23 protein-coding genes are annotated in these 25,765 nt (G+C 45.7%); 10 read left to right on the forward strand and 13 right to left on the reverse strand.

The features are described from left to right. Nucleotides 1–118: 118 nt before the first annotated feature. A complete protein-coding gene (locus QUA80_RS29015) occupies nt 119–1,318 on the reverse strand; it encodes a phosphoglycerate kinase (RefSeq protein WP_333428431.1) in 1,200 nt (399 codons plus the stop codon). A 184-nt stretch (nt 1,319–1,502) separates the two neighbouring features. Here QUA80_RS29015 and QUA80_RS29020 point away from each other — a divergent pair, with 184 nt between their 5' ends. Further along, entirely contained in the window at nt 1,503–1,916 is a 414-nt protein-coding gene (locus QUA80_RS29020; RefSeq protein ID WP_333428432.1) for a universal stress protein, read from the forward strand. 204 nt (nt 1,917–2,120) lie between these two features. Then, nucleotides 2,121–2,975 carry a ribosome biogenesis GTPase YlqF gene (gene ylqF / locus QUA80_RS29025; RefSeq protein ID WP_333428433.1) on the forward strand — a complete coding sequence of 285 codons (855 nt, stop codon included), beginning with the start codon at nt 2,121–2,123 and terminating at the stop codon, nt 2,973–2,975. Between the two features lie 19 nt (nt 2,976–2,994). Here the strand turns inward: ylqF and QUA80_RS29030 are convergent, their stop codons facing one another. Next, nucleotides 2,995–3,810, reverse strand: coding sequence for an MOSC N-terminal beta barrel domain-containing protein (locus QUA80_RS29030; RefSeq protein WP_333428434.1), 816 nt, complete (start codon nt 3,808–3,810; stop codon nt 2,995–2,997). 331 nt (nt 3,811–4,141) lie between these two features. Between QUA80_RS29030 and QUA80_RS29035 the strand changes: the two genes are divergently transcribed. After that, nucleotides 4,142–4,852: a carbonic anhydrase gene (locus tag QUA80_RS29035; protein WP_333428435.1), complete on the forward strand. Its 711-nt coding sequence runs from the start codon at nt 4,142–4,144 to the stop codon at nt 4,850–4,852. Nucleotides 4,853–4,976: 124 nt separating this feature from the next. Here QUA80_RS29035 and QUA80_RS29040 read toward each other — a convergent pair whose 3' ends face one another. Further along, nucleotides 4,977–6,164: a tetratricopeptide repeat protein gene (locus tag QUA80_RS29040; protein WP_333428452.1), complete on the reverse strand. Its 1,188-nt coding sequence runs from the start codon at nt 6,162–6,164 to the stop codon at nt 4,977–4,979. Between the two features lie 298 nt (nt 6,165–6,462). Here QUA80_RS29040 and QUA80_RS29045 point away from each other — a divergent pair, with 298 nt between their 5' ends. After that, the gene (locus tag QUA80_RS29045) at nt 6,463–6,732 is read left to right on the forward strand and encodes a GlsB/YeaQ/YmgE family stress response membrane protein (RefSeq protein WP_333235786.1); all 270 of its coding nucleotides are present in this window, start codon (nt 6,463–6,465) and stop codon (nt 6,730–6,732) included. A gap of 137 nt (nt 6,733–6,869) precedes the next feature. Here the strand turns inward: QUA80_RS29045 and QUA80_RS29050 are convergent, their stop codons facing one another. From QUA80_RS29050 to QUA80_RS29065, 4 genes are all read right to left on the reverse strand, one after another. Then, a complete protein-coding gene (locus QUA80_RS29050) occupies nt 6,870–7,064 on the reverse strand; it encodes a hypothetical protein (protein WP_333428436.1) in 195 nt (64 codons plus the stop codon). A gap of 35 nt (nt 7,065–7,099) precedes the next feature. Beyond that, nucleotides 7,100–8,920 (reverse strand): signal peptide peptidase SppA, encoded by a 1,821-nt coding sequence (gene sppA, locus QUA80_RS29055; protein ID WP_333428437.1) that lies wholly within the window; start codon nt 8,918–8,920, stop codon nt 7,100–7,102. Between the two features lie 268 nt (nt 8,921–9,188). After that, nucleotides 9,189–10,238: a type 2 isopentenyl-diphosphate Delta-isomerase gene (fni, locus tag QUA80_RS29060; protein ID WP_333428438.1), complete on the reverse strand. Its 1,050-nt coding sequence runs from the start codon at nt 10,236–10,238 to the stop codon at nt 9,189–9,191. Between the two features lie 146 nt (nt 10,239–10,384). Next, a complete protein-coding gene (locus QUA80_RS29065; protein ID WP_333428439.1) occupies nt 10,385–11,068 on the reverse strand; it encodes an SDR family oxidoreductase in 684 nt (227 codons plus the stop codon). A gap of 78 nt (nt 11,069–11,146) precedes the next feature. Here QUA80_RS29065 and QUA80_RS29070 point away from each other — a divergent pair, with 78 nt between their 5' ends. Both QUA80_RS29070 and fghA read left to right on the forward strand, forming a co-directional pair. Further along, entirely contained in the window at nt 11,147–12,256 is a 1,110-nt protein-coding gene (locus QUA80_RS29070) for an S-(hydroxymethyl)glutathione dehydrogenase/class III alcohol dehydrogenase (RefSeq protein WP_333428440.1), read from the forward strand. A 191-nt stretch (nt 12,257–12,447) separates the two neighbouring features. After that, the gene (fghA, locus tag QUA80_RS29075) at nt 12,448–13,302 is read left to right on the forward strand and encodes an S-formylglutathione hydrolase (protein WP_333428441.1); all 855 of its coding nucleotides are present in this window, start codon (nt 12,448–12,450) and stop codon (nt 13,300–13,302) included. A gap of 61 nt (nt 13,303–13,363) precedes the next feature. Here the strand turns inward: fghA and QUA80_RS29080 are convergent, their stop codons facing one another. After that, nucleotides 13,364–13,579, reverse strand: a complete 216-nt coding sequence (locus tag QUA80_RS29080; RefSeq protein ID WP_333428442.1) for a hypothetical protein — start codon at nt 13,577–13,579, stop codon at nt 13,364–13,366. 174 nt (nt 13,580–13,753) lie between these two features. On the opposite strand from QUA80_RS29080, the gene QUA80_RS29085 reads away from it, so the two are divergent. Beyond that, nucleotides 13,754–15,430 carry an NB-ARC domain-containing protein gene (locus QUA80_RS29085; RefSeq protein ID WP_333428443.1) on the forward strand — a complete coding sequence of 559 codons (1,677 nt, stop codon included), beginning with the start codon at nt 13,754–13,756 and terminating at the stop codon, nt 15,428–15,430. A gap of 142 nt (nt 15,431–15,572) precedes the next feature. Here QUA80_RS29085 and QUA80_RS29090 read toward each other — a convergent pair whose 3' ends face one another. From QUA80_RS29090 to QUA80_RS29100, 3 genes are all read right to left on the reverse strand, one after another. After that, entirely contained in the window at nt 15,573–16,985 is a 1,413-nt protein-coding gene (locus QUA80_RS29090; RefSeq protein WP_333428444.1) for a serine/threonine-protein kinase, read from the reverse strand. 20 nt (nt 16,986–17,005) lie between these two features. Further along, the gene (locus QUA80_RS29095; RefSeq protein ID WP_333428445.1) at nt 17,006–19,915 is read right to left on the reverse strand and encodes an ankyrin repeat domain-containing protein; all 2,910 of its coding nucleotides are present in this window, start codon (nt 19,913–19,915) and stop codon (nt 17,006–17,008) included. 318 nt (nt 19,916–20,233) lie between these two features. After that, nucleotides 20,234–21,148: a branched-chain amino acid transaminase gene (locus QUA80_RS29100; protein WP_333428446.1), complete on the reverse strand. Its 915-nt coding sequence runs from the start codon at nt 21,146–21,148 to the stop codon at nt 20,234–20,236. Between the two features lie 285 nt (nt 21,149–21,433). On the opposite strand from QUA80_RS29100, the gene QUA80_RS29105 reads away from it, so the two are divergent. After that, on the forward strand, nt 21,434–21,802 hold the full coding sequence (locus QUA80_RS29105) for a Lin0512 family protein (protein ID WP_333428447.1): 369 nt from the start codon (nt 21,434–21,436) through the stop codon (nt 21,800–21,802). 480 nt (nt 21,803–22,282) lie between these two features. On the opposite strand, the gene QUA80_RS29110 is transcribed toward QUA80_RS29105, so the two are convergent. Beyond that, on the reverse strand, nt 22,283–23,047 hold the full coding sequence (locus QUA80_RS29110; RefSeq protein WP_333428448.1) for a DUF4142 domain-containing protein: 765 nt from the start codon (nt 23,045–23,047) through the stop codon (nt 22,283–22,285). A gap of 71 nt (nt 23,048–23,118) precedes the next feature. Further along, nucleotides 23,119–24,153 carry a hypothetical protein gene (locus QUA80_RS29115; RefSeq protein WP_333428449.1) on the reverse strand — a complete coding sequence of 345 codons (1,035 nt, stop codon included), beginning with the start codon at nt 24,151–24,153 and terminating at the stop codon, nt 23,119–23,121. A gap of 535 nt (nt 24,154–24,688) precedes the next feature. Here QUA80_RS29115 and QUA80_RS29120 point away from each other — a divergent pair. Beyond that, entirely contained in the window at nt 24,689–24,904 is a 216-nt protein-coding gene (locus QUA80_RS29120; RefSeq protein WP_333428450.1) for a hypothetical protein, read from the forward strand. A gap of 661 nt (nt 24,905–25,565) precedes the next feature. Further along, nucleotides 25,566–25,712, forward strand: a complete 147-nt coding sequence (locus QUA80_RS29125) for a ChaB family protein (RefSeq protein ID WP_333428451.1) — start codon at nt 25,566–25,568, stop codon at nt 25,710–25,712. The last annotated feature ends 53 nt before the right edge of the window (nt 25,713–25,765 follow it).

Raw genomic sequence — 25,765 nt, forward strand, 5'->3', positions numbered from 1 at the left:
TTAATTGGGTCAACAGGTAAAATATGAGTAAAATTACTCATTGACAATAGTGCTTTTAGCTTAACTTGTGAGTAATGGCTTAGAGCAAGGCGGGCTTTGCCCGCCCTACTTAACTTAATTAAGCTTCATCTAAAGCAGCAACACCAGGCAGTTCCTTACCTTCGAGCAGTTCCAAACTAGCACCGCCACCAGTGGAAATGTGGCTCATTTGTTCGCCTAAATTCAACTGTTCCACAGCCGCCACCGAGTCACCACCACCAATAATTGTGGTAGTACCAGTTTCAGTAAGTCCAGCCAAAGAACGAGCAATACCTTCAGTTCCTACAGCAAACTTCTCCATCTCAAACACGCCCATCGGCCCGTTCCAGATTACAGTTTTGCAATCGGCCAAAGCATCTTGGAAAGTTTTTACTGAATCCGGGCCGATATCCAAACCCATCCAACCGTCGGGGATGCTTTCAACAGGGACAGTTTGGGTGTTGGCATCAGCAGCAAATTTGTCAGCAACTACCACATCAGTAGGTAACAGAAAAGTAACTCCCCGTTCCTTCGCCTTAGCTTCTAAAGACTTAGCCAATTCCAGCTTGTCATCTTCCACCAAAGACTTGCCAACGCTCAAACCGCGAGCTTTGTAGAATGTGAAAACCATCCCACCGCCCAACAGCAATTTATCGCACTTCTCCAGCAGTTTTTCAATGACTCCTATCTTGCTGGAAACCTTAGAACCGCCGATAATAGCAGCTAAAGGACGCTGAGGATTGTCGATCGCACTGCCGAGATATTGCAGTTCCTTCTCCATCAAAAACCCAGCCACAGAAGGACTCAGATACTTAGTAACGCCCTCAGTAGAAGCGTGAGCCCGGTGAGCCGTACCAAAAGCATCATTGACATACAAATCTGCTACCGAAGCTAACTTCTTAGCAAATTCCGGGTCGTTTGCCTCCTCCTCTGGGTAGAAGCGGACATTTTCCAGCAAAACCACATCGCCATCTTGCATCGCGGCGACTGTAGCAGCGACTTCATCGCCGATGCAGTCGTCAGTCTTTTTGACCTCTTTACCCAACAATTCCGACAGCCGTTTCGCAACCGGAGTCAAGCGCAACTTCTCGGTCACGCCCTTGGGACGGCCGAAGTGGCTGCACAAAATGACCTTAGCACCCTTGGACGCTAAATCTTGAATTGTCGGCAGAGCAGCCCGGATGCGAGTATCATCGGTGATATTGCCGTTGTCGAGCGGCACGTTAAAGTCCGCCCGCACCAGTACCCGTTTGCCCGATAAGTCCGATGCCGATAAATTTGCTACAGTTTTTTTGGTCACAGGATTAACCTCCTAATATGTGTGTTTTTGTCGAATTCCGTTGAAATGGCGGCACTGGTCACTTGCACTTGGAGCCTCGGACGCATTCAACCGCGCCCGTACAAAAAACGGAAGATGAAACAAACGGCACTGATTGGCTCAACGTAAACATTTTATCGGAGTCCGCGTCCGGGAGATGCGCACTATGTTCAAGACTGTCTTATTTCCTGTCGATCAAAGCCGAGAAGCCCGCGAAGCCGCGGAAAAGGTTGTCAATATTGTGAAAACCTACGGCTCTCGTTTAGTTATTCTGTCGGTAGTCGAACCTCCAGCCGAGGAGTCGGACTCCCCGCCGCGAGAGGTGATGAGTTCCCCGGAAGCAGTCGCCAAACTGCTGTCAGAGGCCCAATCGATGTTTTCCCAGCAGGGAATCGAAGCTGAAATCATTGAGCGAGAAGGCAAACCGGCTTTCACGATTTGTGATGTGGCTGACGAAATTGGGGCCGATTTGATTGTAATGGGCTGTCGGGGGATGGGTTTAACTGATGAGGGGGCTTCTGACAGCGTTACCAATCGGGTAATCAATCTGTCTCCTTGTGCAGTTTTGATTGTGCCTTAGTCATCAGTCATCAGTCATTAGTCGCGTGTCATATCGTGTCCGACCAAATAAACGTAGATTCTGTAGGGGCGGGTTCACCCGTATCTATTATGTAAATCCAGGGTATGCGTCAACCCGCCCTGACACAGCGACTAATGGCTGGTAACTAATGGCTGGTAACTAATGGCTGGTAACTAATGACTGATGACTAATAACTAATAACTAATGAAAATTCAATGGTATCCCGGTCACATTGCCAAAGCTGAACGGGCATTAAAAGAACAGCTAAAGCGAGTAGATGTGGTGCTCGAAGTCAGAGATGCGCGCATTCCATTGGCTACTTACCACCCCCAAATGCCGAGCTGGGTGGGTGGTAAGGCTCGAGTATTGGTCATAAACCGCATGGACATGATTACGCCTCGCGCGATCGAGGCGTGGGAAACATGGTTTGATACGCAAGGGGAAACGGCCTATTTTACTAATGCCGAACACGGTCACGGAGTAGACGCTGTGGCGGATGCCGTGCAGGATGCTGGGGTGCAGTTAAATAAAAGAAGGTTCGATCGAGGTATGCTGCCCCGTCCAGTCCGGGCGGTAGTAATCGGCTTTCCAAATGTCGGGAAATCTGCTTTAATTAATCGGCTGTTAGGGCGGAGAGTGGTAGACAGCGCCCGCAGAGCTGGAGTAACTCGATCGCTCCGATGGATTCGCATTTCTGACGAAATTGAATTATTAGACGCCCCGGGAGTGATCCCAACCCGAATTAACAATCAAGAAAATGCCCTAAAATTAGCTATTTGCGAAGATATTGGCGAAGCAGCTTACGACAATCAGGTAGTAGCAGCAGCGATGGTTGATTTGCTCCTAAAGCTTGAGGCGGCTGATGACAATTTGATATCGATATCTGGTTTCAAATCTAGGTATAAGTTAGATCCAGCATCTAGTAACGGTGAAGGTTATTTGCACGAGGTAGCAAAAGACAGGTATAAAGGAGATGTCGAACGAACGGCGCGGCAATTGTTAAACGATTTTAGAACCGGTGTGTTGGGTAAGCTTACTTTGGAGTTGCCGCCGCCTTGATAAGACTCGTGCCATACAACTAATCAGGAATGGTATTAAATAGGGATTTGCTGACGGTGATAATTTGAACTTCGTCTCCTATGTGTACTATTTTTTCGGCTGATTGAGGTGGCACTCTGGTGTTAACTATCAGCCGATCGAATTGATTTAAATGCCTTTTTTTTACCAAGTTAGACAGGATTTCATTCTGCTTTGCTGCTGGTAGGTTTTTTAAATTTGGATAAGCTTCTTTCGCTGCATAATTTCGCGCAGATAGGAGACAGGGCTGACCGGGATTAATGCCTTCAAATATTACTTTACCTATTTTAAACCTGACAATTTCATCAGCTTGTGGGAAAAGTTGGTCTTCCCAAAAAGCCGGGACATCTCCTATTTCAATATTAGCTCGCAAGCGATGGCGCATCTCGTTAACACAAACTCTCGGAAACCAAGATGCAACTTCGGCAATTGTTTCGGTACTGATAATGCTTGGCCCTGGTGCAGCGGTATCGTCGGGAAAGCCTGTCAGCAAGTTTTCAATTAACTTGACGGGGAAACCGAAGTAGTTGCTCAACCAATATTCTATTCCCGAGCGTTCTCTATCTACATGAAAAAAAAATTCTTGTTCGGTGTCTTGAATTTTCAGGCCGGCTATTCTCTTTTTGATGTCAAAAGATAAGCGCAGAAAAGAGACTCCGCTGTTCCGCTTATTGTTAACAAATTCTCCTGCTTCATCGCAGATTGCAAAAGAGCGATCGCCTTCTAGAGCACCGCTGGCAAGAATAGTGGCTTGACTGACAGCGATGCCGTCAAGGGACTTGACCGGATATATATGAATGCTGGCGACGTAAGACATTTCGATTTATTGAGAAATAATTGTCGTCGTTTTAGATACATTCTAGCATCTTCTGCCGACCAAAGGATGGCCGCAGTTACCTCGATCGGGACTGACGCAAAAATCCGGTTTCTGCACGTAATTTGGTCATATTAGCTCGATCGCGACAACGAGAGACCGGGTTTTTTTTTGGTTAGGGCGTGTCCAGGACTGTTTGTGAAATAAAAAGAGGCAACTTTTGGAAGTTTAAATTTGGCGGGAGCTGCGTGTAAAGAAAAATTAAAGAAGTCTGGCTGAGCTTGGGGTATATATTATGCTAACAAATACAAACAATTAAACCGAGTTGCAAGCAATGACTAAAAGCGAAAGAACAGGTATGATTTCGCGACGCAATTTAATCTTGAGGGCTGGTGCAGGGATGGTGGCGGCAAGCTTTGCACCTGCACTTTTGCAAGTCCAACCCGCAAAGGCAGAGGAAATTTCTGACCTTACTCCCGACGGTGCTCTCCAGAAATTGATGGAGGGGAATCAACGCTACATTGAGCAAAAACGGACATTTCCCGACCAAGCTCGATCGCGGATTGTAGAAGTAGCACAGGGTCAACATCCATTTGCAACCATCCTGGCTTGTTCTGATTCGCGCGTTGCTCCCGAAATTATTTTTGACCAAGGATTGGGGGATTTATTTGATATCCGAGTAGCTGGAAATTTTCTGGACGATGTGGTTCTCGGCAATATGGAATATGCCGCAGTAGAATTAGGCGTGCCGCTATTAGTAATTCTGGGTCACGAACGCTGCGGTGCTGTTAAAGCAGCTTTAGATGGCAAAGCTGTGCCTGGTCACATTAGCACTTTGGTGGCGGCGATCAAACCGGCAGTCGATACCACAAAAAACCAAGGGGGCGATGCGTGGGATAACGCAGTCAGAGCTAATGTGAAAATGAATGTAAATAAGTTACAATCCTCGTCGCCTATTTTAGCTGAAGCAGTCAAAGCGGGCAAGCTTAAAGTTGTTGGGGGTCGCTACGATTTGGATAGCGGCAAAGTAGAGATAATTGCTTGATTTTGCTGGTTGCATCTGAGATATTGGAATATTTTTAACGAACAGGCTTTCCGGCCTGTTCCACAATCCGAGAATTTGATGGTGGTGTGGGTATCCTGCCCGCCCATAAAAGCCATAATTTCAGTTACATTAAACCCATTTCTTGCAGTCCCCGGCGCAGGCGTTCTGCTTCAAATGGGCGGCGCTGTTCGTGAAGGGCGATCGCTCTTTTGAATTCTGCTAAACTCTCTGGCATTTTGCCAATTTTCAGCAGCGCTACTGCCAAGTTTTGATGGGCTTCCGCGTGTTGTGGATCGATTTTAATCGCTTGTCGGTAATAGGCGATCGCATCTGCTAAATTGCCGGCTGCCTTCAGCGTCAGTCCTAAATTGTAGTGACCTGCTGCAAAATTGGGATCAATTTTTAAAGCTGCTTTGTAAGCTTTTTCAGCAGATTTCAAATCTCCTTCATCTTTGAACAAATTGCCCAAATTATTGTAAGCGCCTAACTTGAGTGCGGGGAGAACATCTGTATTAATTGCGGCTTGATAGTGTTCTTTTGCTTTAGTAAATTGCTGCTGCTGGCGGTAAGCAATTCCCAAATGATAGTTCAGTTCGTAAACAATAGAATCATCAATTACCTCCGCAGTCAAGCCTTTGGTTAATAAATTAATTCCCCGCCCGATTTGCCCGGTTTCTACATACAAAGCGCCTAATTTGCTACAAGCATAAGCATCGTTTGGATAATAAGCGATATAGCGTTCCATCGCGGCTTGAGCTTTTTGGAATTTACTTTTTGCGGCGATCGCATCTTTTTGATAACCCGAGTGCCAAATCGCCACATCGGGGAGAGAAGCTATTTTCCACTCGGGTTCCCTCTGCAAAATCTCACCTACGCTGTCGTCTACCATTGCGTGGTAAGGGCGAGAAAAGCGGATGTCGGGGCGATTGCGAAACAAGCGCGACACCAGGGAATAGGGAGATTGAGAGGCACCGATCTCTTGGCGGATGAGATTGATTAGCAACAGCCGATCGCTCGCAATTGCCTGCTTTATTTGAGGTACAATCTCCGGTACCAAAACCTCATCGGCATCCAACACCAAAATCCAGTCGCCGTGCGCGTGCTTCAGACACTCGTTGCGCGCCGCTGCGAAGTCGTCGCACCATTCAAAGTCATAAACCCTCGCGCCACATCCTCGGGCGATTTCACGGGTGCGATCGCCCGAGCCCGTATCCACCACCACAATTTCGTCCACAACACCCTTAACGCTGTCCAAAGTCCGCGACAGTGTTGCCTCTTCATTCTTCACGATCGTGCACAGAGTCAGATTCATCGGGCGCAAACTTTCCTCGTTTCGCAAAATTATTGTAATTTTTTACCAGTAAAACACAAAAAGTCCCAGAAAAGATTCTCCTATTTCCCTTTTGGTTTGAGCATAAGTACCTTTCTTCCCCAGAAAAAGTGGGTTAACTCTTTTGAGATATTAAAAAGCCTCAAACTCCGACGATTCCTGAGAAATCCTACCACTCTCGGTTCCTCCCTACGGTAGAGGTGAGGGCCCGATAGGGGTTGTTATTCTAAGAACATAAGACAAGGCACAAGAAAAGTTTAAATATTCAGGAGAAAGGGAAATGGGAATTATTGCTTGGATCGTTTTAGGACTGATTGCCGGTGCGATCGCCAAAGCCATTTATCCGGGAACTCAAGGCGGCGGTTTTCTGGCAACAACAGGTTTAGGAATTTTGGGCGCGCTAGTGGGAGGTTATCTAGGTCAAGTCTTCCTAGGGACTAGCGGGGGAGCATCCTTCGGAGCATTGACTATACCCAGCATAGCTTTTGCAGTCGTAGGTGCGATCGTTCTACTTTTCATCTGGGGATTGTTAACTCAGCGTGCTGCATAACAAATATTGCCAATTCCCAGTCGATCGACTTTTAGGGTATTCATAAACCCGGTTTCTGTCAGAAACCGGGTTTTTCAGTTGTTTGTAGGGTTCGTCAGCCTACTGATACAAAATCCGCGTTAAAAACCCCGATCGTCCTAGTGCAGTTGAAACTGCTCAACAGTCAAACTTTCGTCAGAACTCACACCTTGCACCATTCTCGCGGAACAGGCTTCCCTAGCCAGTTCCGCGAAGACGGAGTTTTCTTGTGCGGTGGGGAGGAGATCCCGCCCGCAAAAGGCTGATGGAGAATGGTGCAACATCTCAGTGCGAAAAGAGTGGAACTGAAGCATACAAGAGTGAAAATCCCGGATTTGGTATCAATTAATTAATCAATCCGCAAATTGAAAGGCAAGCGAACGTAAATCCCCTGCGGGTCGTTCATCGACGCGATCGCAGCCAATTCCTCCTGCATTTTCTTAACTTCAGCAGTCAGCGGGTCGAGTTTGGCGGCTGGTTTCAAAACGCGAACGCCTGAAATTTTTTCCAAAATTCGCTCCTCCAAACTGCGGCGTTTTGGATATTCTTCCAACTGCCAATCGTCGCCCAGTTTAGCTTGCTTCGCCGCCTCTGTGACAGCATCTTCAAGGCCGCCAATTTCATCGACTAAACCCAACTGTTTCGCTGCCGTACCAGACCACACCCTGCCTTGAGCAATTTCTTGTACCTTGTTTTTCGGCAGTTTGCGGGAGTCGGCGACTTTAGTAATAAATCGATCGTAAATGCGATCGACTACCCTCTGAATATTCGCCAATTCTTGAGGATTTTTCGGGCGGGAAACCGTGTTAATATCCGCAAAGCGGGCGGTTTTCACCACGTCCCAAGTCAGGCCGTTACTAGCAGCCAACTTTTCGGCGTTGAACAGCATTCCAAAAACGCCGATCGAACCGGTAATCGTATTCGGTTCGGCAAAAATGCGGCTGGAACCCATCGAAATCCAATAGCCGCCGGATGCAGCTAAATTGCCCATCGAAACGATAACTGGTTTCTTTTTGCCCGTCAGCAGCACTTCGCGTCCGATGACTTCGGCGGCCGTCGCGCTGCCTCCGGGACTGTTGACGCGCAAAACCAATGCTTTTACGTCGTCATCTTCCCGAATTTTCCGCAATTCTTCAGCGATGCGATCGCCTCCTACTTGAGTCGGGCCCCCTTCCCCGTTTACAATCTCTCCCTCGGCGTAAAGTACAGCAATCTGGTTTTTACTGTCAGCGCGAGTTGAATTTTTAACCTCAGCAATTCTCGCGTAATTTTTCAAACTAATTTGCTTGAAAGATTTGTTTTCGCGATCTGTTCCTGTGAGTTTTTTAAGTTCGCTCGTAATTTCGTCAAAGTATACAACTTTATCAACTAATTTGCTTTTGAGAGCTTCGTCAGCCATCAAAGTTCCGCCATTATCTGCAAGCGATTGCAGTTGCGGAACGGTGACTTTGCGGCTCGGGGCGACTGTTTTCAGGTATTCTCCCCACATATCTCCGAGCAATTTTTGAGTTTGCTGGCGATTTTCGGGACTCATTTTTTTGAGCAAAAAGGGTTCAACTGCTGACTTGTATTTGCCGACGCGAGTCACTTGCACTCCCACGCCGTATTTTTCCAAAGCACCGCTCAAAAACATTGCCTGACTGCTAAAACCGTTGAGTTCCAAAGCGCCGTAAGGATTGACAGCAATTGTATTAGCAACGGAACCGAGGTAATAATCTCGCTCGTTCCAGTTCATCTGGTAAGCAAAAATGGGTTTTTTGGCATCTCGGAAACGCTGCAATGCCGATCGAACTTCTTTGAGATTGGCAAACCCGCTGCTGCTTGAATCCGAGCTGCCTTCGAGATAAATTCCAACAATTTTCGGGTCTTTTTTAGCAGATTCGATCGCGTCTAAAACAGTCCGCAGCGTCACTGTATCGCCGGAATCTTCCGAAAGCACTTCTTCAATCGCCGCGCTAGTGCTGCGGATCGGTTTGCTGTCGGTGATATTTAAAGAAAGGTCTAATACCAATACAGACTTATCTTTAACTTGCGGGCCTGAATCTTTAGACGACGATGCAGCCAGAGCAATTAGCAGTACCAGTCCCCCCAATCCTATGCTGCCCAGCAGCAGCAGTCCTAGGAAGGTTCCCAGCAAACTTGCACAGGTATACTTTAGGAAATCTCTCATTAGATAATCGTAATTGGTAATTAGTCATGAGTTATTAGTCATTAGTCATTAGTTATTAGTCATTAGTTAGATCGAATCCGGTTAGAGCGGAATGATACCGAGCGTGCGAGCATATCGAACTGCACTGGGAAAAATATGATTCCGATACCAGCGGAAACGATATTATTGGTAATTCCTGCAACTAGGATTTAGCAATAATCCGCTGTCGTTAGTTATTAGCTAATGACTGTTGACTGCTGACTAATGACTGCTGACTGCTGACTCACTTTTATCTTAACCTTTCCAAAACCCCAGAATGTTTTAACTCGTCTAAGTTAGCGCAGCCCGTACAGAACATCACGGTGGCGATTTCTGCAATTAAGACCTCCGCTAGGAGTGCTGGGGCTGATTCGGATTCCGCTGCAGCTTGCAAGAACGGCCGCGCCAGTCCCGCAATATCGGCGCCGAGAGCGAGGGCCTTGGCTGCATCCAACCCGTTTTGCAAGCCTCCAGAGGCAATCAGGGGAACCTCCGGCGCTACGGCGCGGGTGCTGAGAATGCACTCGGCTGTCGGTATGCCCCAGTCGGCAAAGGTTGTGCCCAACCTGCGCTGCTTGCCATCTTTAGCTCGCTCTCCTTCTATTTTGGCCCAAGAAGTGCCTCCGGCCCCGGCAATGTCGATCGCGCCTACCCCCGCAGCTAGCAATTTCTTTGCCATCTTTCCTGAAATACCGTTGCCGACTTCTTTAGCAATAACTGGTACTGGTAATTTATCGCACAATTTGGCAATTTTATCGAGCAGTCCTTTAAAGTTAGTATCGCCTTCGGTTTGAACGCACTCTTGCAGCGGATTGAGGTGCAAAATTAGGGCATCTGCTTCTAAAATATCAACAATTTTTTGGCACTCTTCCAAACCGTAATTGTAGTTTAATTGAACTGCTCCGATATTGGCAAATAACAGAATATCGGGAGCGCGGCGGCGGACGGCAAATGTAGCCGCCAGTTGAGGATTTTCTACAACGATTCGCTGGGAACCGACTCCCATTGCCAGTTTGTATTCTTGAGCGACATCAGCGAGGCGATAATTGATTGTCTGGGCTAATTGTGTGCCGCCGGTCATCGAGGAAATTAGCAGGGGAACGGCTAGTTTTTTGCCGAGAAATGTGGATGTTAAATCGATTTCAGTGCGATCGAGTTCTGGCAAACAGCAGTGAGCAAAACGGTAGCGTTCGAGGCCGCTGGTAGTTTCGCGAAATTGTACGTCTTCTTCGAGGCAGATCCGCAGGTGGTCTGCTTTGCGGGTTTCGGTTTGGGACGGGGAGGTTAGCGGCAAGTTCACAGTGGCTATTTGGGGAAAGAGTTGTGATTTGGGAATATAGCAATTTTATTTCATTTTTGATTTTTTTTAATGAACCGCAGAGAGCGCAGAGGGCGCAGAGGAGAAGAAAAAGAGAGATGTTCGCAAATCCTGCCAGGGTTGCTGTATTATCCAGGAACAGTCAGCGGCATTCCGTTATCGGAAGGTTTCAACTTGAGTAAAAAAGGAACTGCTTTTTGCACCCAGGCTTTGACTGACGGGTAATTTGCCGCATCTTCTCCGAAACAAATGTCCAGCATATCCGTGTGAATTATCCCCGGATTCAAAGGAACTGCTGCCATACCTGCGGGCAATTCTTGAGCGAGCGATCGCGTAAGTCCTTCTATTGCCCACTTAGAAGTGCAATAGGGCGCGACTTCCGGCGAAGTTGACCTTCCCCAACCAGAACTAAAGTTGACAATTATGCCGCTTTTTCGAGCAATCATTGCCGGGACAAAGTGGCGAATTACATTAGCCGTGCCTTTAATATTAACATCTATTAGCTGGGAAAAATCTTCGCTGCTGACCAACCAAAGCGGCGCGGGATGGTTGATTAAAGCTGCATTGTTTATGAGCAAATCTGGTGGCTCATTTTTGGCCAGTATTTCTGTGGCCCAAGCTTTTACTCGATCGTCGTTGGTGACATCCAAACAAGTAAAATAATGGGGCGCACTATATTTTTGGTTGAGTTTTTCCACCGCTTCGGAAGAACGGGCGCATCCCACAACTCTATGTCCCAATTCAATAAACTTTTCGGTCATGGCAAGACCGAGACCACGACTGACTCCGGTAATTACAATTAATTTTGTCATAGATTTGCTGATTTTTGGCCTTAAGTAATACAATATATATTGACTGGTCAATTGACAAATCGATCGCAGGGAGAAAGCATGAAAGTAAAAGCAGCAGTTGCTCGCAGTGCAGGCCAACCTTTGAGCATTGAAACGGTGGATCTGGATGGGCCGCGGGCGGGAGAGGTGCTGGTGGAAATTAAAGCCACGGGTGTTTGTCACACTGACGCTTACACTCTTTCCGGTGCCGATCCTGAAGGTGTGTTTCCGGCTATTTTAGGCCACGAAGGAGCCGGGATTGTCGCAGAAGTTGGGCCGGGAGTAACGAGTGTCAAAGTGGGCGATCGGGTAATTCCTCTATACATTCCCGAATGCCGCAACTGCGAATATTGTTTGAGCAAAAAAACCAATCTATGCCAAGCAATTCGCGTGACTCAAGGCCAGGGAGTGATGCCCGACGGCACGAGTAGGTTTTCTCTAGACGGGCAAACACTTTACCATTACATGGGAACTTCTACTTTTGCTAATTATACAGTATTGCCGGAAATTGCAGTAGCAAAAATTCGCGAAGATGCTCCTTTTGATAAAGTTTGTTTAATCGGCTGCGGCGTAACAACTGGCATCGGCGCTGTCATCAACACGGCGAAAGTAGAACCAGGTTCTAATGTGGTAGTTTTCGGTTTGGGCGGCGTGGGTTTGAATGTAATTCAAGCGGCTCGCATGGTGGGAGCTAACATGATTGTCGGCGTAGACTTGAATCCCGACAAGCGAGAGATGGCGGAAAAATTTGGCATGACTCACTTTGTCAATCCTCGCGAAGTGGAAGGCGATTTAGTGCCTTATTTAGTAAATTTAACCAAAGGCGGAGCAGATTACAGTTTTGAATGTATCGGCAACATTAATGTGATGCGCCAAGCTTTAGAATGCTGCCACAAAGGTTGGGGTGTGAGCGTAATTGTCGGGGTAGCGGGAGCCGGTCAAGAAATTAGCACCCGCCCGTTTCAGCTAGTAACAGGCAGAGTTTGGAAAGGGACGGCTTTTGGGGGGGCAAAAGGCAGAACTGATGTTCCTAAGATTGTTGATTGGTACATGAACGGTAAAATTGATATTGATAGTTTGGTATCTCGGGTAATGCCGATCGACCAAATTAACGAAGCCTTTGATTTAATGCAAAAAGGCGAAGTAATTCGTACAGTGTTGACATTTTGAGTTTTTGAAGGAAGAAGGCAGAGGGAAGAGGGAAGAAGGAAGATAGGACTTACGGAAAAAGTGGTTTTACGCGCTACCTATAGCCGTAAGATACACGGCTGCACCCTACATAACTTCTCTCTTCTCTCTGCGTCCTCTGCGCCCTCTGCGGTTAATAAAAAAATCTCATTCACAAATGAAATAAAATTAATATGATATCAGAATCCCTAAAACTGCACAAAGAATATAAAAGTTTCGGCGGCAAACTCGGCTTTTACAGTCATCAATCCTCCGCTTGCAACAGCGAGATGAAATTCGCAGTTTATCAGCCGCCGCAAGTTTTATCTCAACCCGTACCCGTCCTATATTTCCTATCAGGTTTAACCTGCACGGAAGAGAACTTTATGGCAAAAGCGGGGGCGCAACAATTTGCGGCAAAATACGGTTTAATGCTGGTTGTGCCCGACACTAGCCCGCGCCAGACTGGGATTCCTGGTGAAGATGACGATTGGGATTTAGGAAGTGGTGCGGGTTTTTATGTTGATGCGACAGCCGCACCTTGGAATTCTCACTATCGAATGTACAGTTATGTGGTTGATGAATTGCCGAATTTAATCGCCGAAAATTTTCCGGCGATACCGGAAAAACAGGGAATTTTCGGCCATTCGATGGGCGGACACGGGGCGTTAATTTGCGCTTTGAAAAATGGATCTCGCTATCTTTCAGTTTCAGCTTTTGCGCCTATTTCCGCGCCAATGCGCTGCCCTTGGGGACAAAAAGCTTTTGCAAACTACCTCGGCAGCGACCAAGAGATTTGGAGGGCTTGGGATGCTAGCGAATTGGTAGTTGTAGCCCGATACAACCGTCCGATTCTGATTGACTGCGGCACGGCTGATTCGTTTCTGGCTGACGGGCAGTTGTTGCCGGAAGTGTTCGCAGAGGCTTGTGCAAAAGCGGGACAACCGCTAACTTTAAGGATGCAGGAAGGTTACGATCACAGCTATTATTTTATAGCTAGTTTTATGGAGGAGCACATTCAACATCACGCGGCTGCTTTGTGTGAATGAACACAGATATAACTAATGATTATACCTGTCTGAAAAAAAACACAAAGTTTGATAATGTCAATCATTGCCCGCTTTTTTCTGAACCGTCACCTCGAAGTTGCCAAAGCAATTTTTGTGCTTCCCATGCCCGATCGAGCAGTTGGAGGTTGGCATCGATGTCCTGAGAATAGCTCTCAGCAAGAGATTTTTGGACAAAACCAGTCAAGTGAACTTCTAAATTAGAGCTAGATACATTGTTGTGGGCGGACTTTGAGATCGAGGTGGTTTGGCGATTCATAACTTCTAACCTCTGTGAATGTTGATTAGGTGTTTGCTTGCTTTGTTTTATAGAATGACAGACCTGCATTGACTGTTTGACTCAGTTACGGACTCATATTTGAACTCAGTTGCAAGGTGAGCGATCGCTCCAAATGAGTCAAAATTGAATAAACACGCTGGCAAAATAATGGGTATGGCAGCCTCTATCAAGGCATCTCAGCAGGGATTAGAAAGGGTCGATCGCGCGCGGCACCGCAAGGGGTGGACGAAAACCCGAACAATGGCTTGGTGGCAAGATGCTCACACGTCTCAGGCAACTTTGAGAAGGTTTTGGCGAGGTATAGCCATCGAAAGCGGGAGTTTCGCAGCGATTTGTCACGCAGTTGGGATTAGCGATTGGGAAGCGATCGCCGATTTAGATACAGTTGAAGAAATAGATTTGCCTATGCCAGTGGCTCAACCTTTATCTGCTATTCCCGATCCTGCATCTCCCAATTCAAATCGAGAAGATTGGGGAGAAGCACCTGATATACCTAGCTTTCACGGTCGCGCTGAAGAACTCTGTCAGTTAGAATCGTGGATGGTAAAAGATGGCTGCAAACTGATAGTTTTATCGGGCATGGGAGGTATCGGTAAAACTGCGTTGGCAGTGACGCTAGCCGACCAAATTCAAGAGCAATTTGAGTGTTTAATTTGGCGGAGTCTCAAACCGATGCCACCATTGGAAAACCTTTTATGCAGTTTGCTAGAATTCTGCGATCGAGATGCGGAAAATATATCATTTGACAGCATTCATCAGGGGATATCCCAACTGATTGAATGCCTGAGACAGCGCAGGTGTTTGGTAATTTTAGATGAGGTAGAGGTGATTTTTGGCTGTAGCGATCGCCCTGAGTCAAGCAAGCGCGATCGAACTTTTGCTAACAGACGGTGGCGGGAGGGGTATGAGAATTATGCTGAGTTGTTGCGGCGAGTAGGGATGGAACGCCATCAAAGTTGCCTGTTACTGACTTCCCGCGAGAAACCGAATGAAATTGCGGCGTTGGAAGGGGAAAAATTACCCGTTCGCTGTTGGCAACTGCGGGGATTGCGAGAGGCAGATGCTGTAGCTTTATTCGAGGATAAAGGTTTTTCGGGTGCGGAAGTTGGGCTGAGCAGTTTAATTAAGATTTACGGTGGCAGTCCGCTAGCATTAAAAGCGATCGCTACCATGATTCAAGAGGTATTTGGAGGGAATATCAAGGAATTTTTGAGTCAAAATACTGTGGTGTTGGGCGATCGACTGCGAACGCTGCTGAGGGAACAGCTAAGTCGGCTATCGCTAGTGGAAAAAGATGTGGTTTATTGGCTGGCGATCGAGCGCCAACCGATATCTCTTGCGCAATTAAGAACTAATTTTTTGCTGCCTCCAACGCCATCGCAATTAATGGAAACATTGGTATCTTTAGAAAGGCGATCGCTCTTGGATAAAATAGCAGAAGATAACTGTATTACTTTCACGCTGCAGCCGATGGTGATGAAATATGTTGCTGAAGAGTCGATCGAACAGGTAATTGACGAGATTGAGGCTGTGTTGGAGCATCGAGATCTTAAATATTTCAAGCTTTTGAAAAAGTATGCACTGGCTAAGCCGCAGTCGCCCGAGCATACAAACAATAATTATGATAGTTGGATGTTGGTGCGACTGAAAGACAGTTTACTGATGAATTTTGGCAGTGAAATCGGGTTAGAGATTCGGGAAATCGTGCCGTTGCTGAGAGGTAAAGTGCCTGCACTAATTGGATATCTCAGTCGCAATTTGCTGGAATTGCTGAAAGCATTAGAGATTGAGATCGATGCTAAGGAATGGGAAGGTATATCAATTCGTTGAGAATTGCATCAATCATTCGGTGGTTGAAACCGCACGCCGGCCAAACAAAGTCCGCCTTCGCGGACTAAAATATCGACTCCGGCTCCCTCCCCTTACTAAGGGGAGGGCTGGGGAGGGGTAAATTCTATTGATTGGTAATCCGCTAATGTTTTCCCAGAAAATCATTAATTTCTGCCACCAACCAAGCTTTTTCTTGCTCGGTGAGAAATGTACCGAATTTATGCTTGCGAGACTTCAACTGTAAAGTACAAACTGCGATCGGCGATTTGTTCATTGACAAACCAATCGCCTGTTGTCCTACTTGGATAATATCCTGTGTTTTGCCGATAACATTTTTATAGCACCAACCAAAGAGCGATCGCTGCAAGCGGATATTCTGGCGATCGATTAGTATCTTAGTACGAGAAACTGCACTCACTAGAAAAGCAGCTAGCATCCAAGCGCATATCGGAGGATAAATTATCCACAATAGCCACAAATATTGCATGAAATCATTGAGTTTCCAGTCAATAGTGAAGTGGATTTGTAGGAACTCCCAGATAGATATGTCGGATTGCAGAAGTAGCCAGATTACAGGCAATATTAATCCATTCCCAAATATAGGTAGCAGCGCAAAAAGTTGGCTGTAAGGAGTACGCAACCAAATAGGAGGAATTTCTACAAGCAGTTGTTTCTTCTGATGTTTTATGGCGATCGTAGTATTAACTGTTCGCCGTAATTCCAGCGTAGTAGAGCGGGTAAATTCTTTTTCACCCCGCAAAACAGTTAACGCTTCTTTAGCTGACAGGAATCTATCGGCGGCGACAGGTTCTGTCATTCGCTCTAACCATTCGGTAAATTGTCGATCGACCTGAAGGTGAGAACGGAAATCCATTTTGAGTTTGCGTTGAGGTAAATCGGCAGGGGCTTTGCCAGTTAACAAATAAATTAATGTCGCTCCCAATCCGTACAAATCAGTTGCCAAAACTGCCTTGCCGCGAAACTGTTCGGGAGCCATGTAACCGTAAGTACCGACAACTGTACTGCCCCCAGTAATTGTCTGGTGATACACATCTTGTACTGCTCCAAAATCTACTAAAAAAATTTGTCCGTCATCGCGGCGAATGATATTTTGTGGTTTAATATCTCGGTGAATTACAGGGGGTGTAAGCTGTTGTAAATATACCAAAATATCTAAAATTTGATTGGCAATCCAGCGAACTTCTGTGACAGGTGGATGCCAGCCATTTTCTATTAACCCTGCTAAGGATTGTCCGTCGGCTAGTTGTTGAGCGAGATAAAAAAAGCGATCGCGCCTCTTGCCAACTTCAAAGTAGTCAATATAAAAAGGAACAGCAGGGTGTTTTAGTTGGGCGAGAACTTTGGCTTCTCGTTCAAAAAGTTCTAGCACTTTTAGGTCATCAGTTCGACGCAGCGATACTGCTTTTAGCGCAACTTTTTCATCAGTTTGCAAGTCTTGGGCTGCGTAAGTAATGCCGATGCCGCCTTGTCCTAAGATGTCGAGAATAGAATAGCGATCGGCTATTATTTCTCCTTGTTGATGCTGTTTTTCCATAGATAATTATATTGTAGCAGTCATCGAGATGAAGATGGCGAGTCAAAATTCAACGGTTCCACATCAAACCTTCGTATTTCTGACCATGCTCCCCATTCCCCATGTATTTTTGCTCTGACTTTCCATGTCCAATTGTATAAATTCTGTTCGGCAATATAGGAGCCTAGACGAACATGCTGATAAGATGAATCACCAACCATAGTATTAATTGCGGGATTTATAGCCCGAGAACCTATTACATACAACTGATATGTAGCACCCGGACAATCAGACCAATCAAAATTCCAAACAACCTTATCCAGTTTATCGGATCGTCCATTATCTAATACTGCCCCGTTTTTAGGCTCGATCAAAATAGGAGTACATTGCTTTTCCTTCACATTAACCTGCGCGCCTTTAGCAATGAGGAGTTCAGCTACCTCTTTATTGTTTGACCAATGTAGTGGGGTTTTACCAGATCTATCTTTCGCATTAACATCAACACCGTTAGCAATTAATGATTCAATCATGCTCTTATTACCCATCTCGGCTGCTTTGTGCAAAGCTGTTTTTCCATCGTTATCTTTGGAGTTGATATTAACTCCTTTAGCAATTAGTAATTCTGACATCTCTTTGCTGTTGGCAAAATACAAAGAAGTAGAGCCATTCTTAGTTTTTGCATTAACATTAGCACCATTAGCTATTAACAGTTCTGCTATCTTTTGGTAGTTGATTCGGTGCAATGGAGTTACTCCGTCTTCATTATTAGCATTGACATTAGCGCCTTTAGCAATTAACAGTTCTGCCATCTCTTTGCTTTGGACTCTGTGCAATGGAGTATTGCCGGATTTATCCCTAGCATTGACATCAGCCCCTTTAGCAATTAACAGTTCTGCTATCTTTTTGTTGTACATTTGTTGGTGCAATGGAGTTACTCCGTCTTCATTCTTAGCATTGACATTAGCGCCTTTAGCAATTAACATTTCTGCCACCTCTTTGCTTTGGACTCTGTGCAATGGAGTATTGCCGGATTTATCCTTAGCATTGACATCAGCCCCTTTAGCAATTAACAGTTCTGCCACCTCTTTGCTTTGGACTCCATGCAAGGGAGTAGAGCTATAATCATTTTTTCCCTTGACATCAGCCCCTTTAGCAATTAACAGTTCTGCCACCTCTTTACTTTGGAGTCTGTGCAATGGAGTATTGCCGTATTTATCTTTAGCATTGATGTTAGCACCCTTAGTAATTAACAGTTCTGCGACCTCTTTGCTGTTGAATCTATGCAAAGGAGTATCCCCATACCAATCATTAGTTTTCGCATTGACATCAGCACCATTAGTAATTAACAGTTCTGCTATCTCTTTGCTGTTGACTCCATGCAAGGGAGTAGAGCCGCCTTCATCCTTGATATTGACATCAGCACCGTTAGAAATCAGCAGTCTTATAATCAGCAGTTGTTGTGCTATATCTTCTTGCTTGCTGTGATATGAACTTATAGCATCCTGTAAGGGAGTTCCACCGTATAGTCTCTTAACATTGACATCAGCACCGTTAGAAATCAGCACTTCTGCTATCTCATAGTTGGTGATTGCACGATGTAGGGGAGTAGAGTTGTATTTATCCTTAGCATTGACATCAGCACCCTTAGCAATTAGTAGTTCTGCCACCTCCTTGCTATTTACCTCGTGCAAAGGAGTAGAGCCATTATCAGTTTTAGCATTGACATCAGCACCCTTAGCAATTAGCAGTTCTGCCACCTCCTTGCTATTTACTCTGTGTAAGGGAGTATAGCCACTATAAATAGTTTTGGCATTAACATTAGCACCCTTAGAGAGCAAAAATTCTGCTACGTTTTTTGATTCGGCACAACCCAGTATAGAAGTAGCAGCATTACCGTCTGTATAGTAGCTATAGTTGGTACCCTCTGTCCATAAAAAACTCCTGACAGTATCCATATCTCCTTTTGCTGCTGCCAGACATGGATTTATGTACTCATACAACTGCCCATTTCCAGCGTACATTGCCACGAATCTAAATAGAGGGTATTTGAAGAACTTCGGTAGGCCAATAAAAACAATTCCTGCAATTCCAAATCCTATTAAAGCTGTTCGAGATAGAGACCAACGCGGTTTAGCAAATACTTTCGGTCGTTGCAACGCCGTCAGTGCTACTTTTGCTGACACAAAACGCTCTTCAGCATCGGGTTCTAACATTTTCTCCAACCAGTCAGCAAACTGTTCGGAAATCTGCACCCTGTTGCGAAAACTAATTTTCAGTCTATCCGTTGGCAAATCGGCAGGTGAACGGTGCGTCAACAAAAATAATAATGTCGCACCCAAACCGTATAAATCAGTTGCAGGCAATGCTTGACCCTGAAATTGTTCCGGTGCCATATATCCAAACGTACCAACCACCGTACTGCCAAAAGAAAATGTATTGCGGTAAGTATTCTGCACCGCCCCAAAATCTACTAAATATACTTTGCCATCTTTGCCGCCAATTAAGTTTTGCGGCTTAATATCTCTATGAAATACAGGCGGTTTCAAACTTTGCAGGTAGATGAGAATATTTAAAACTTGTGTAGCAATGTTTCGCACTCCTGCCTCATTGCTTCGCCAACCATTTTTAACTAATTCTGCTAAAGACTTTCCTACTACCAGTTGTTGAACTATGTAAAAACCTCTGTCTTCCGGGGTGTCTACTTGAAAGTAATCTAAATACTTGGGAATTCCTGGATGATTGAGATTGGCGAGGGTTTGAGCTTCGCGCTCAAATAGCTCCATCTGTTTCCAATCATTCATGTGGTAAAATGATAAAGCTTTCAGCGCTACTCGATCGCCACTTTTGATATCTTCGGCTTTGTAGGTGATGCCGTTACCGCCTTGTCCTAAAGTATCAATGATGCGATACTTTTCGGCAACGATATCTCCTGGTTTGTGCATTTCTTCCATAGGGGTTCTCCTGAAGGGGAAGGTTGCTTAATTTTGGTTTATCATTCTAGTATGCTGGCAGCTTATCTGTTTTTGAACTCATTTTTGAACTCAGTTGCGAACTCACTGCTTTTGTTATGTTAGATTAACGCTGGCGGAGAAATGATTGTGTAAGTAAGAACTTGAGTTATTATCAGGACTGAAGTCCTCACTACGAACCCGATGGCGAACTGTTAATTGAGGTCGATCGCAATTACCCTCTAAATTATGGTTTGTAGTAAGGACTTTAGTCCGGAAAAATAAAACTGAAGTCCTCACTGCGAACCTGAGTGCGAACGCTTAATTGAGGTCGATCGGAAATACCCAGTCTTGGTAATTGCTGTCGCGATTTTCGATAACCTCCGTCAGTTTGTCCAAAATCTTTTCGGTGATGGGTCGGTTTTTGGGCAATTGATAGTTTTCCACTCGCTTAATTGGGGTAATTTTGGCGGCGGTTCCGCAGAGGAAAATCTCGTCTGCAATCAACAATTCTGATTTGTCAACTGGTCTTTCTATGACTTCTATTCCTAAGTCTCTGGCGATTGTGATTACGCTGTCTCTAGTAATTCCTTCGAGAATATCTTGCTCGAAACCGGGAGTAACTAATTTACCGTTTCTGGCGACAAATATGTTCATTCCTGAAGCTTCGCTGACTTTTCCTTGAGAATTCATCATAATTGCTTCGTCGAAGCCGGATTCTACTGCTTCTGTTTTGGCTAATGCTGAGGTGATGTAAGCGCCGCTAATTTTACCTCTTAAGGGCAAACTGCGGTCTTCTTGGCGGTACCAAGAGCTAATTCTACAGTTGACTCCTTCTTTTGGCAAATAGTCTGAAAGTTCTAATCCGTAGACAAAAAAGTCGGTTTCTACGTTGTGCAGTCGGGGGGCAATTCCTAAACTGGATGTGTAGACGAAAGGGCGGATATAAAATGATTTTGTTGGTTGGTTTTTCTGGACAAAATCAATAATTATTTGTTGAATTTTGCTGGCTGGCAAATCGCAGTGGAGGAAGCTGGCACTTTGACTTAATCTTTGACAGTGGCGGTCTAATCTAAATAGCAATATTCGATCGGCATTTTGGGGGTCGGGAATTCCCCGCAACCCGCCTAAGACTCCGGTTCCGTAGTGCAGTGCGTGGGTGGCTATGGAAAGTTTGGCGTCGGTAAATGGGAGAAATTGGTTTTGAAAGTAGGCAAGTGGTAGAAAACTATCCATGATTCAAGCTGGCGATGAGTTTTGCAGTCCGCTAGGAAAGCTGATTTTGGTTATATTACCATAAGTTATACCATTTTAGATTTTAGATTTTAGATTTTAGATTTACAAAGAGTGATTAGATATAAGTTTGGAGGTTGTCTCAAGTTACCTTTTTTTATTAAATGAGATGATTGTTGTGTGATTCGAGGGCGCGATAAAATAATATAAAATGCAGTCATTTTAGTTGATAATTGTTTTGGGAAAAAGTGCGATCGACTACAAACAAAAATCAACCAAGGGGCAAGTATGGCACGTAAATGTTTCATCATCGAAATGGGCATGGGGGTAGACCAGCACGGACAAGAACCGACTGTAGCCTGTGCAAGGGCTGTACGGAATGCGATCGCCCACAATGCTTTGCTAGGCGTCTGGGAAGTGGCGGGTTTGAGCGACCCCAATCAGATGATTGTTGAGGTTAAGGTGGCCGTTCCTTACCCGGAACAAGTGCGCGCCGAGGAGGTGTTGGCGGTGCTGCCTTTCGGCAGCAAAACTCTGATTGTCGAGCCAGGAGGCATGATTGTGCCAGGAAGGGCGATCGCCTCTCTGAATGATAAAAATGATGAAATGCTCATCGCTGTGGCGGCTGTGAGTGTTTTTGTGGAAACTGAAGGCTAATTAATTTGGTGTTGTTTGAATAAATCTGCGGTGAAATACGATCGCCCGATCGCACTTGCTTGTTTCCGCGATCGGGCGATCGAACGCCTGTATGTTAAAAAATGATTTATTTAGACTAAGTTGTAGGATGCCCCGGAGATCTCGCAGGAAATACCGTAGAAAATCTGAGGCTCTGAGGCACCCTAGAAAAGGTCTGTTGCACGCTAAGGTTTATTTGCGCCTACCTACTTATTTTTTAAGTTTTAATTGATAACTTTTAATTTCTCAGGCGGCCGGGTATGTAAGCAATCCAGCAAAACCCTACGATTAATAACAGCCACGTCACTGTAATATTGCTGCCCAAAAAGTTGCGGAGAAAATCTTCCATTATTCTCAAAAATTATAGCGTTGAAAACTATTTATGGCGGTTCCCTCTCGGATCGGAACAAGTAGAGTGCGATCGGCTAAAAGCCGATCGCACTCTATTTCCTCTACCTCATATTACGGCTGACTGGTATCTGCCAACATTTGGTTAACCATTTGCAAGTGCGCCTGAAGGTTGGGCAAAAGCTTGGTTGCCCAACCCTTCAACTCGGGATCTTGTCCTTGTTGAGATTGAGCCTGAAACAAAGCAATAGCCTGATTGTGGCTCTCGATCATTGCCTGCTTGTAAGCCGTGTCAAAACTTGTACCAGAGAGTCCCGAAAGTCGATCGGTCACAGCTTTATTTTGGCTGCTCATCTCGGTTGGCAGTTCTACGCCTTTTTGCATTGCTAACTGCATCAGTTCTTGATTGGCTTGGGTGTGTTCATCAACCATTTCTTGCCCGTACTCTTTCACACGAGCGCTAGAACCCCGCTCCACGGCTAACTTGCCGAGCTGCACTTCCAGCATACCAGTTTGAGCTGCTTGGAGGACAAAGTTTTTGTCTCTGCTGCTGAGAGAATTAGGGGCAGTTTCGCCACTTGTGGGAGTGTTGGGAGAACGGCCGGGATTGTTATTGCTGGGGGTATTTTGACTGTTGGGAGAACGGCCGGGATTGTTGTTGTTGTTGTTGTTCAGATCCGTAACAGGAGGGCGAGGAGCAGTAGGCTCGCCGGCAGCATTATTAGCAAGATCGAAAACTCGATCGCCCGACTGGTTGAAACCGTGAGTCTGGCGGTTTAATTCTGCGAATCCCGGCACAGATATCAAGGAACTAACGCCGGCAATTCCGGCAACTGTTACCAATTTTTTTAACAAACTTTTGCCATTGAGTGAAGTCATGAATTTCTAAGCCTCTAAGTTGTTTTCAAAAGTATGTGAAGCGAAGCTATCCCCTAGGGAATCGCCAGAAACTACCGATGGGAGGGTGTACTGCCTTTTCGAAATAAGTTGATCAAACCAAACGCCCCCAAGGCACCCAGCCACCCCAAATTGTTGGGGCTTTCGCGCCGAGCACTCAAAACTCCAGAATTAGTATCAGCCGGCGTCGATGTCGTACCGTCTGTCGTACCGGTTGTACCGGTTGTGCCAGTGCTGGTTGTACCCGTGCCTGTAGTACCGGTCGTACCCGTTGTACCGGTCGTACCGGTCGTACCCGTTGTACCCGTTGTACCGGTCGTATCGGTTGTACCCGTTGTACCGGTCGTACCAGTCGTATCGGTTGTACCGGTCGTACCCGTTGTACCAGTCGTATCGGTTGTACCGGTCGTACCCGTTGTACCAGTTGTACCCGTTGTACCCGTCGTACCCGTGCCTGTGGTATCGGTCGTATCGGTTGTGCCAGTCGTACCAGTTGTACCCGTTGTACCCGTTGTACCGCTTGTGCCAGTCGTATCGGTTGTACCCGTTGTGCCAGTCGTATCGGTTGTACCAGTTGTACCAGTTGTACCAGTTGTACCAGTTGTACCCGTGGTACCGGTCGTATCGGTTGTACCAGTTGTACCAGTTGTACCAGTTGTACCCGCTGTACCCGTGGTACCGGTCGTATCGGTTGTACCAGTTGTACCGCTTGTGCCAGTCGTATCGGTTGTACCCGTTGTACCGCTTGTGCCAGTTGTACCCGTTGTACCGCTTGTGCCAGTCGTATCGGTTGTACCGGTCGTACCCGTTGTACCCGTTGTACCGCTTGTGCCAGTTGTACCCGTTGTACCGCTTGTGCCAGTCGTATCGGTTGTACCCGTTGTACCCGTGGTACCGGTCGTACCCGTTGTACCGCTTGTGCCCGTGCCGACGCTACCGCCTGCACCGCCACCTGCACCGCCACCTGCACCGCCGCCTGCACCGCCGCCTCCTGACTGGGCAGAAGCAGGCACAGCGAAGGAAACCGTTGCTAAACCTAAAGTACAAGCGCTTGCTAAAACAACTTTCAACAATTTAGAAGATTTCATGGTAATGCTTGCTTTTGCGTAGAGTCCTGCGATCGCTTCTGATTCCAAAACCGCAGGGTCAAATGGACAGCGTAACGTGCAACTTTTCTAACCTTGACTGCGGAGTAATGAAGGTAAAGGAGCATATTTAGTCCCGTTTCCTCGATTATTTCCCTCGGATAAATTAGACCGCCGCGTTAACAGTTTATAAGCTATTACGTATGCTTCAAGTTAGCCATTCATCTTTAGGAATATTTGGTAAATTGGCGTTTTATTTCAGGTGGTAGATGATATTTAATTCGGCGGCCCACTAGCTAAATCAAAATTTGTGTACGGGAGATAGAAAGCGGGTTTCTCTGAAAAATTTTGGGTTGAGTAACGAGACATATACAAATCAACCGGATTTCTGAGATAAGGGCGCGGTTCTTCCTATAATTTTTCCCGGCTGGTGGTGCTTTGAGGTATAAATTCTTGATTTTCTCACCGTCAATTTTGGGTTAGGTCTACGCCATAGGAGTGAGTTTCAAAATTTTTGAGCGCTATTTTTCCTTAACTTGTGGCTGGCAATTGGGAGACTCACAGAATACCGCTCAAAATTTCCCAGGAAACTAAATTATCTCAAAAAGCGCGATCGCTCATACTCCCCAACGGCAAGGCTTTTGACAATCAAGCATCCAGGATGCAAGCCCCCGGATTCATCCCTGGAGAAATAAAAAACCTGTATCCGATAAAGGAACCCCGAATTTATCTCGCGCAAGTCAGTCGATTTTAGATTTTAGATTTTAGATTTTAGATTTTAGATTTACTCCACAGATAAATCTGGGCTCTTGAACAAGAGTCTAAAATTTTTATATTTCCACGACAGGAGTAAGTGGCACGGTATCCGTTTTTGGGCTGAGTCAATGCTTCAATTCTTTAATCTAAAATCTAAAATCTAAAATCGATTGACTGGCTTTTGACTTGCGTCAAACAGGAAGGCGAACAGAGGGCTATCCGAGTCTGGCCCGCGCCACATTAAATTAACCAGCGGCGGCGCACTCGTCAGAATTGCTTGTAAGTGCGATCGGCTAAACTCCGATCTAGTAAAGCCAAAACTATGCCAGATAGCGCTTATTCCCTAACACATTTCACAAGCAGACATCAAGTATGCTGTATCGAATTATTGCCAGAATTCGCTATCTAATTTTCATCTCTTTATCTAAATTTGCAAGTGAAAAAGCCGAAATCAGATTAATGACTGTTTCACAAAATAAATTACTCAAATACGGCTGAACCAGCAACCGCAACAATTACCTTCGCCGTTGAGAATAAATTTAATATTACATCTGTCCTAGGCATGAAAAAAATCAGTTTTAAAACTCGCTTTTAGAGAGAGGAAAGTAGTTGATTCTCCTATATAACCTTACATTTAGGTTTAATAATTAGAGGTCATTATGCCAGAACAACAATTTGACACCTTACCTTCGGAAGCACAAGAACTCCCCCAAGGAGCTCAACAAATTTTTCAGGCTGCTTTTAAGAGCGCTAGCGAAGATGGAATGAGCGCAGATGGTGCTACTAGTACACTTGGGCGTGAATAGAGCTACCATTTATATGTAGATGTAGAAGGTAGAACAGATCGATGCCCAGACTA

This window comes from Microcoleus sp. F4-D5 (assembly GCF_036704885.1).
Classification (GTDB): domain Bacteria; phylum Cyanobacteriota; class Cyanobacteriia; order Cyanobacteriales; family Microcoleaceae; genus Microcoleus.

Bases quoted from the DNA above. Each gene is read 5' to 3' on its own strand.
- QUA80_RS29020 (WP_333428432.1), top strand. From the start codon at position 1,503: ATGTTCAAGACTGTCTTATTTCCTGTCGATCAAAGCCGAGAAGCCCGC.
- ylqF (WP_333428433.1), top strand. From the start codon at position 2,121: ATGAAAATTCAATGGTATCCCGGTCACATTGCCAAAGCTGAACGGGCA.
- QUA80_RS29030 (WP_333428434.1), bottom strand. From the start codon at position 3,810: ATGTCTTACGTCGCCAGCATTCATATATATCCGGTCAAGTCCCTTGAC.
- QUA80_RS29035 (WP_333428435.1), top strand. From the start codon at position 4,142: ATGACTAAAAGCGAAAGAACAGGTATGATTTCGCGACGCAATTTAATC.
- QUA80_RS29040 (WP_333428452.1), bottom strand. From the start codon at position 6,164: ATGAATCTGACTCTGTGCACGATCGTGAAGAATGAAGAGGCAACACTG.
- QUA80_RS29045 (WP_333235786.1), top strand. From the start codon at position 6,463: ATGGGAATTATTGCTTGGATCGTTTTAGGACTGATTGCCGGTGCGATC.
- QUA80_RS29050 (WP_333428436.1), bottom strand. From the start codon at position 7,064: ATGCTTCAGTTCCACTCTTTTCGCACTGAGATGTTGCACCATTCTCCA.
- sppA (WP_333428437.1), bottom strand. From the start codon at position 8,920: ATGAGAGATTTCCTAAAGTATACCTGTGCAAGTTTGCTGGGAACCTTC.
- QUA80_RS29065 (WP_333428439.1), bottom strand. From the start codon at position 11,068: ATGACAAAATTAATTGTAATTACCGGAGTCAGTCGTGGTCTCGGTCTT.
- QUA80_RS29070 (WP_333428440.1), top strand. From the start codon at position 11,147: ATGAAAGTAAAAGCAGCAGTTGCTCGCAGTGCAGGCCAACCTTTGAGC.
- fghA (WP_333428441.1), top strand. From the start codon at position 12,448: ATGATATCAGAATCCCTAAAACTGCACAAAGAATATAAAAGTTTCGGC.
- QUA80_RS29080 (WP_333428442.1), bottom strand. From the start codon at position 13,579: ATGAATCGCCAAACCACCTCGATCTCAAAGTCCGCCCACAACAATGTA.
- QUA80_RS29085 (WP_333428443.1), top strand. From the start codon at position 13,754: ATGGCAGCCTCTATCAAGGCATCTCAGCAGGGATTAGAAAGGGTCGAT.
- QUA80_RS29090 (WP_333428444.1), bottom strand. From the start codon at position 16,985: ATGGAAAAACAGCATCAACAAGGAGAAATAATAGCCGATCGCTATTCT.
- QUA80_RS29095 (WP_333428445.1), bottom strand. From the start codon at position 19,915: ATGGAAGAAATGCACAAACCAGGAGATATCGTTGCCGAAAAGTATCGC.
- QUA80_RS29100 (WP_333428446.1), bottom strand. From the start codon at position 21,148: ATGGATAGTTTTCTACCACTTGCCTACTTTCAAAACCAATTTCTCCCA.
- QUA80_RS29105 (WP_333428447.1), top strand. From the start codon at position 21,434: ATGGCACGTAAATGTTTCATCATCGAAATGGGCATGGGGGTAGACCAG.
- QUA80_RS29110 (WP_333428448.1), bottom strand. From the start codon at position 23,047: ATGACTTCACTCAATGGCAAAAGTTTGTTAAAAAAATTGGTAACAGTT.
- QUA80_RS29115 (WP_333428449.1), bottom strand. From the start codon at position 24,153: ATGAAATCTTCTAAATTGTTGAAAGTTGTTTTAGCAAGCGCTTGTACT.
- QUA80_RS29125 (WP_333428451.1), top strand. From the start codon at position 25,566: ATGCCAGAACAACAATTTGACACCTTACCTTCGGAAGCACAAGAACTC.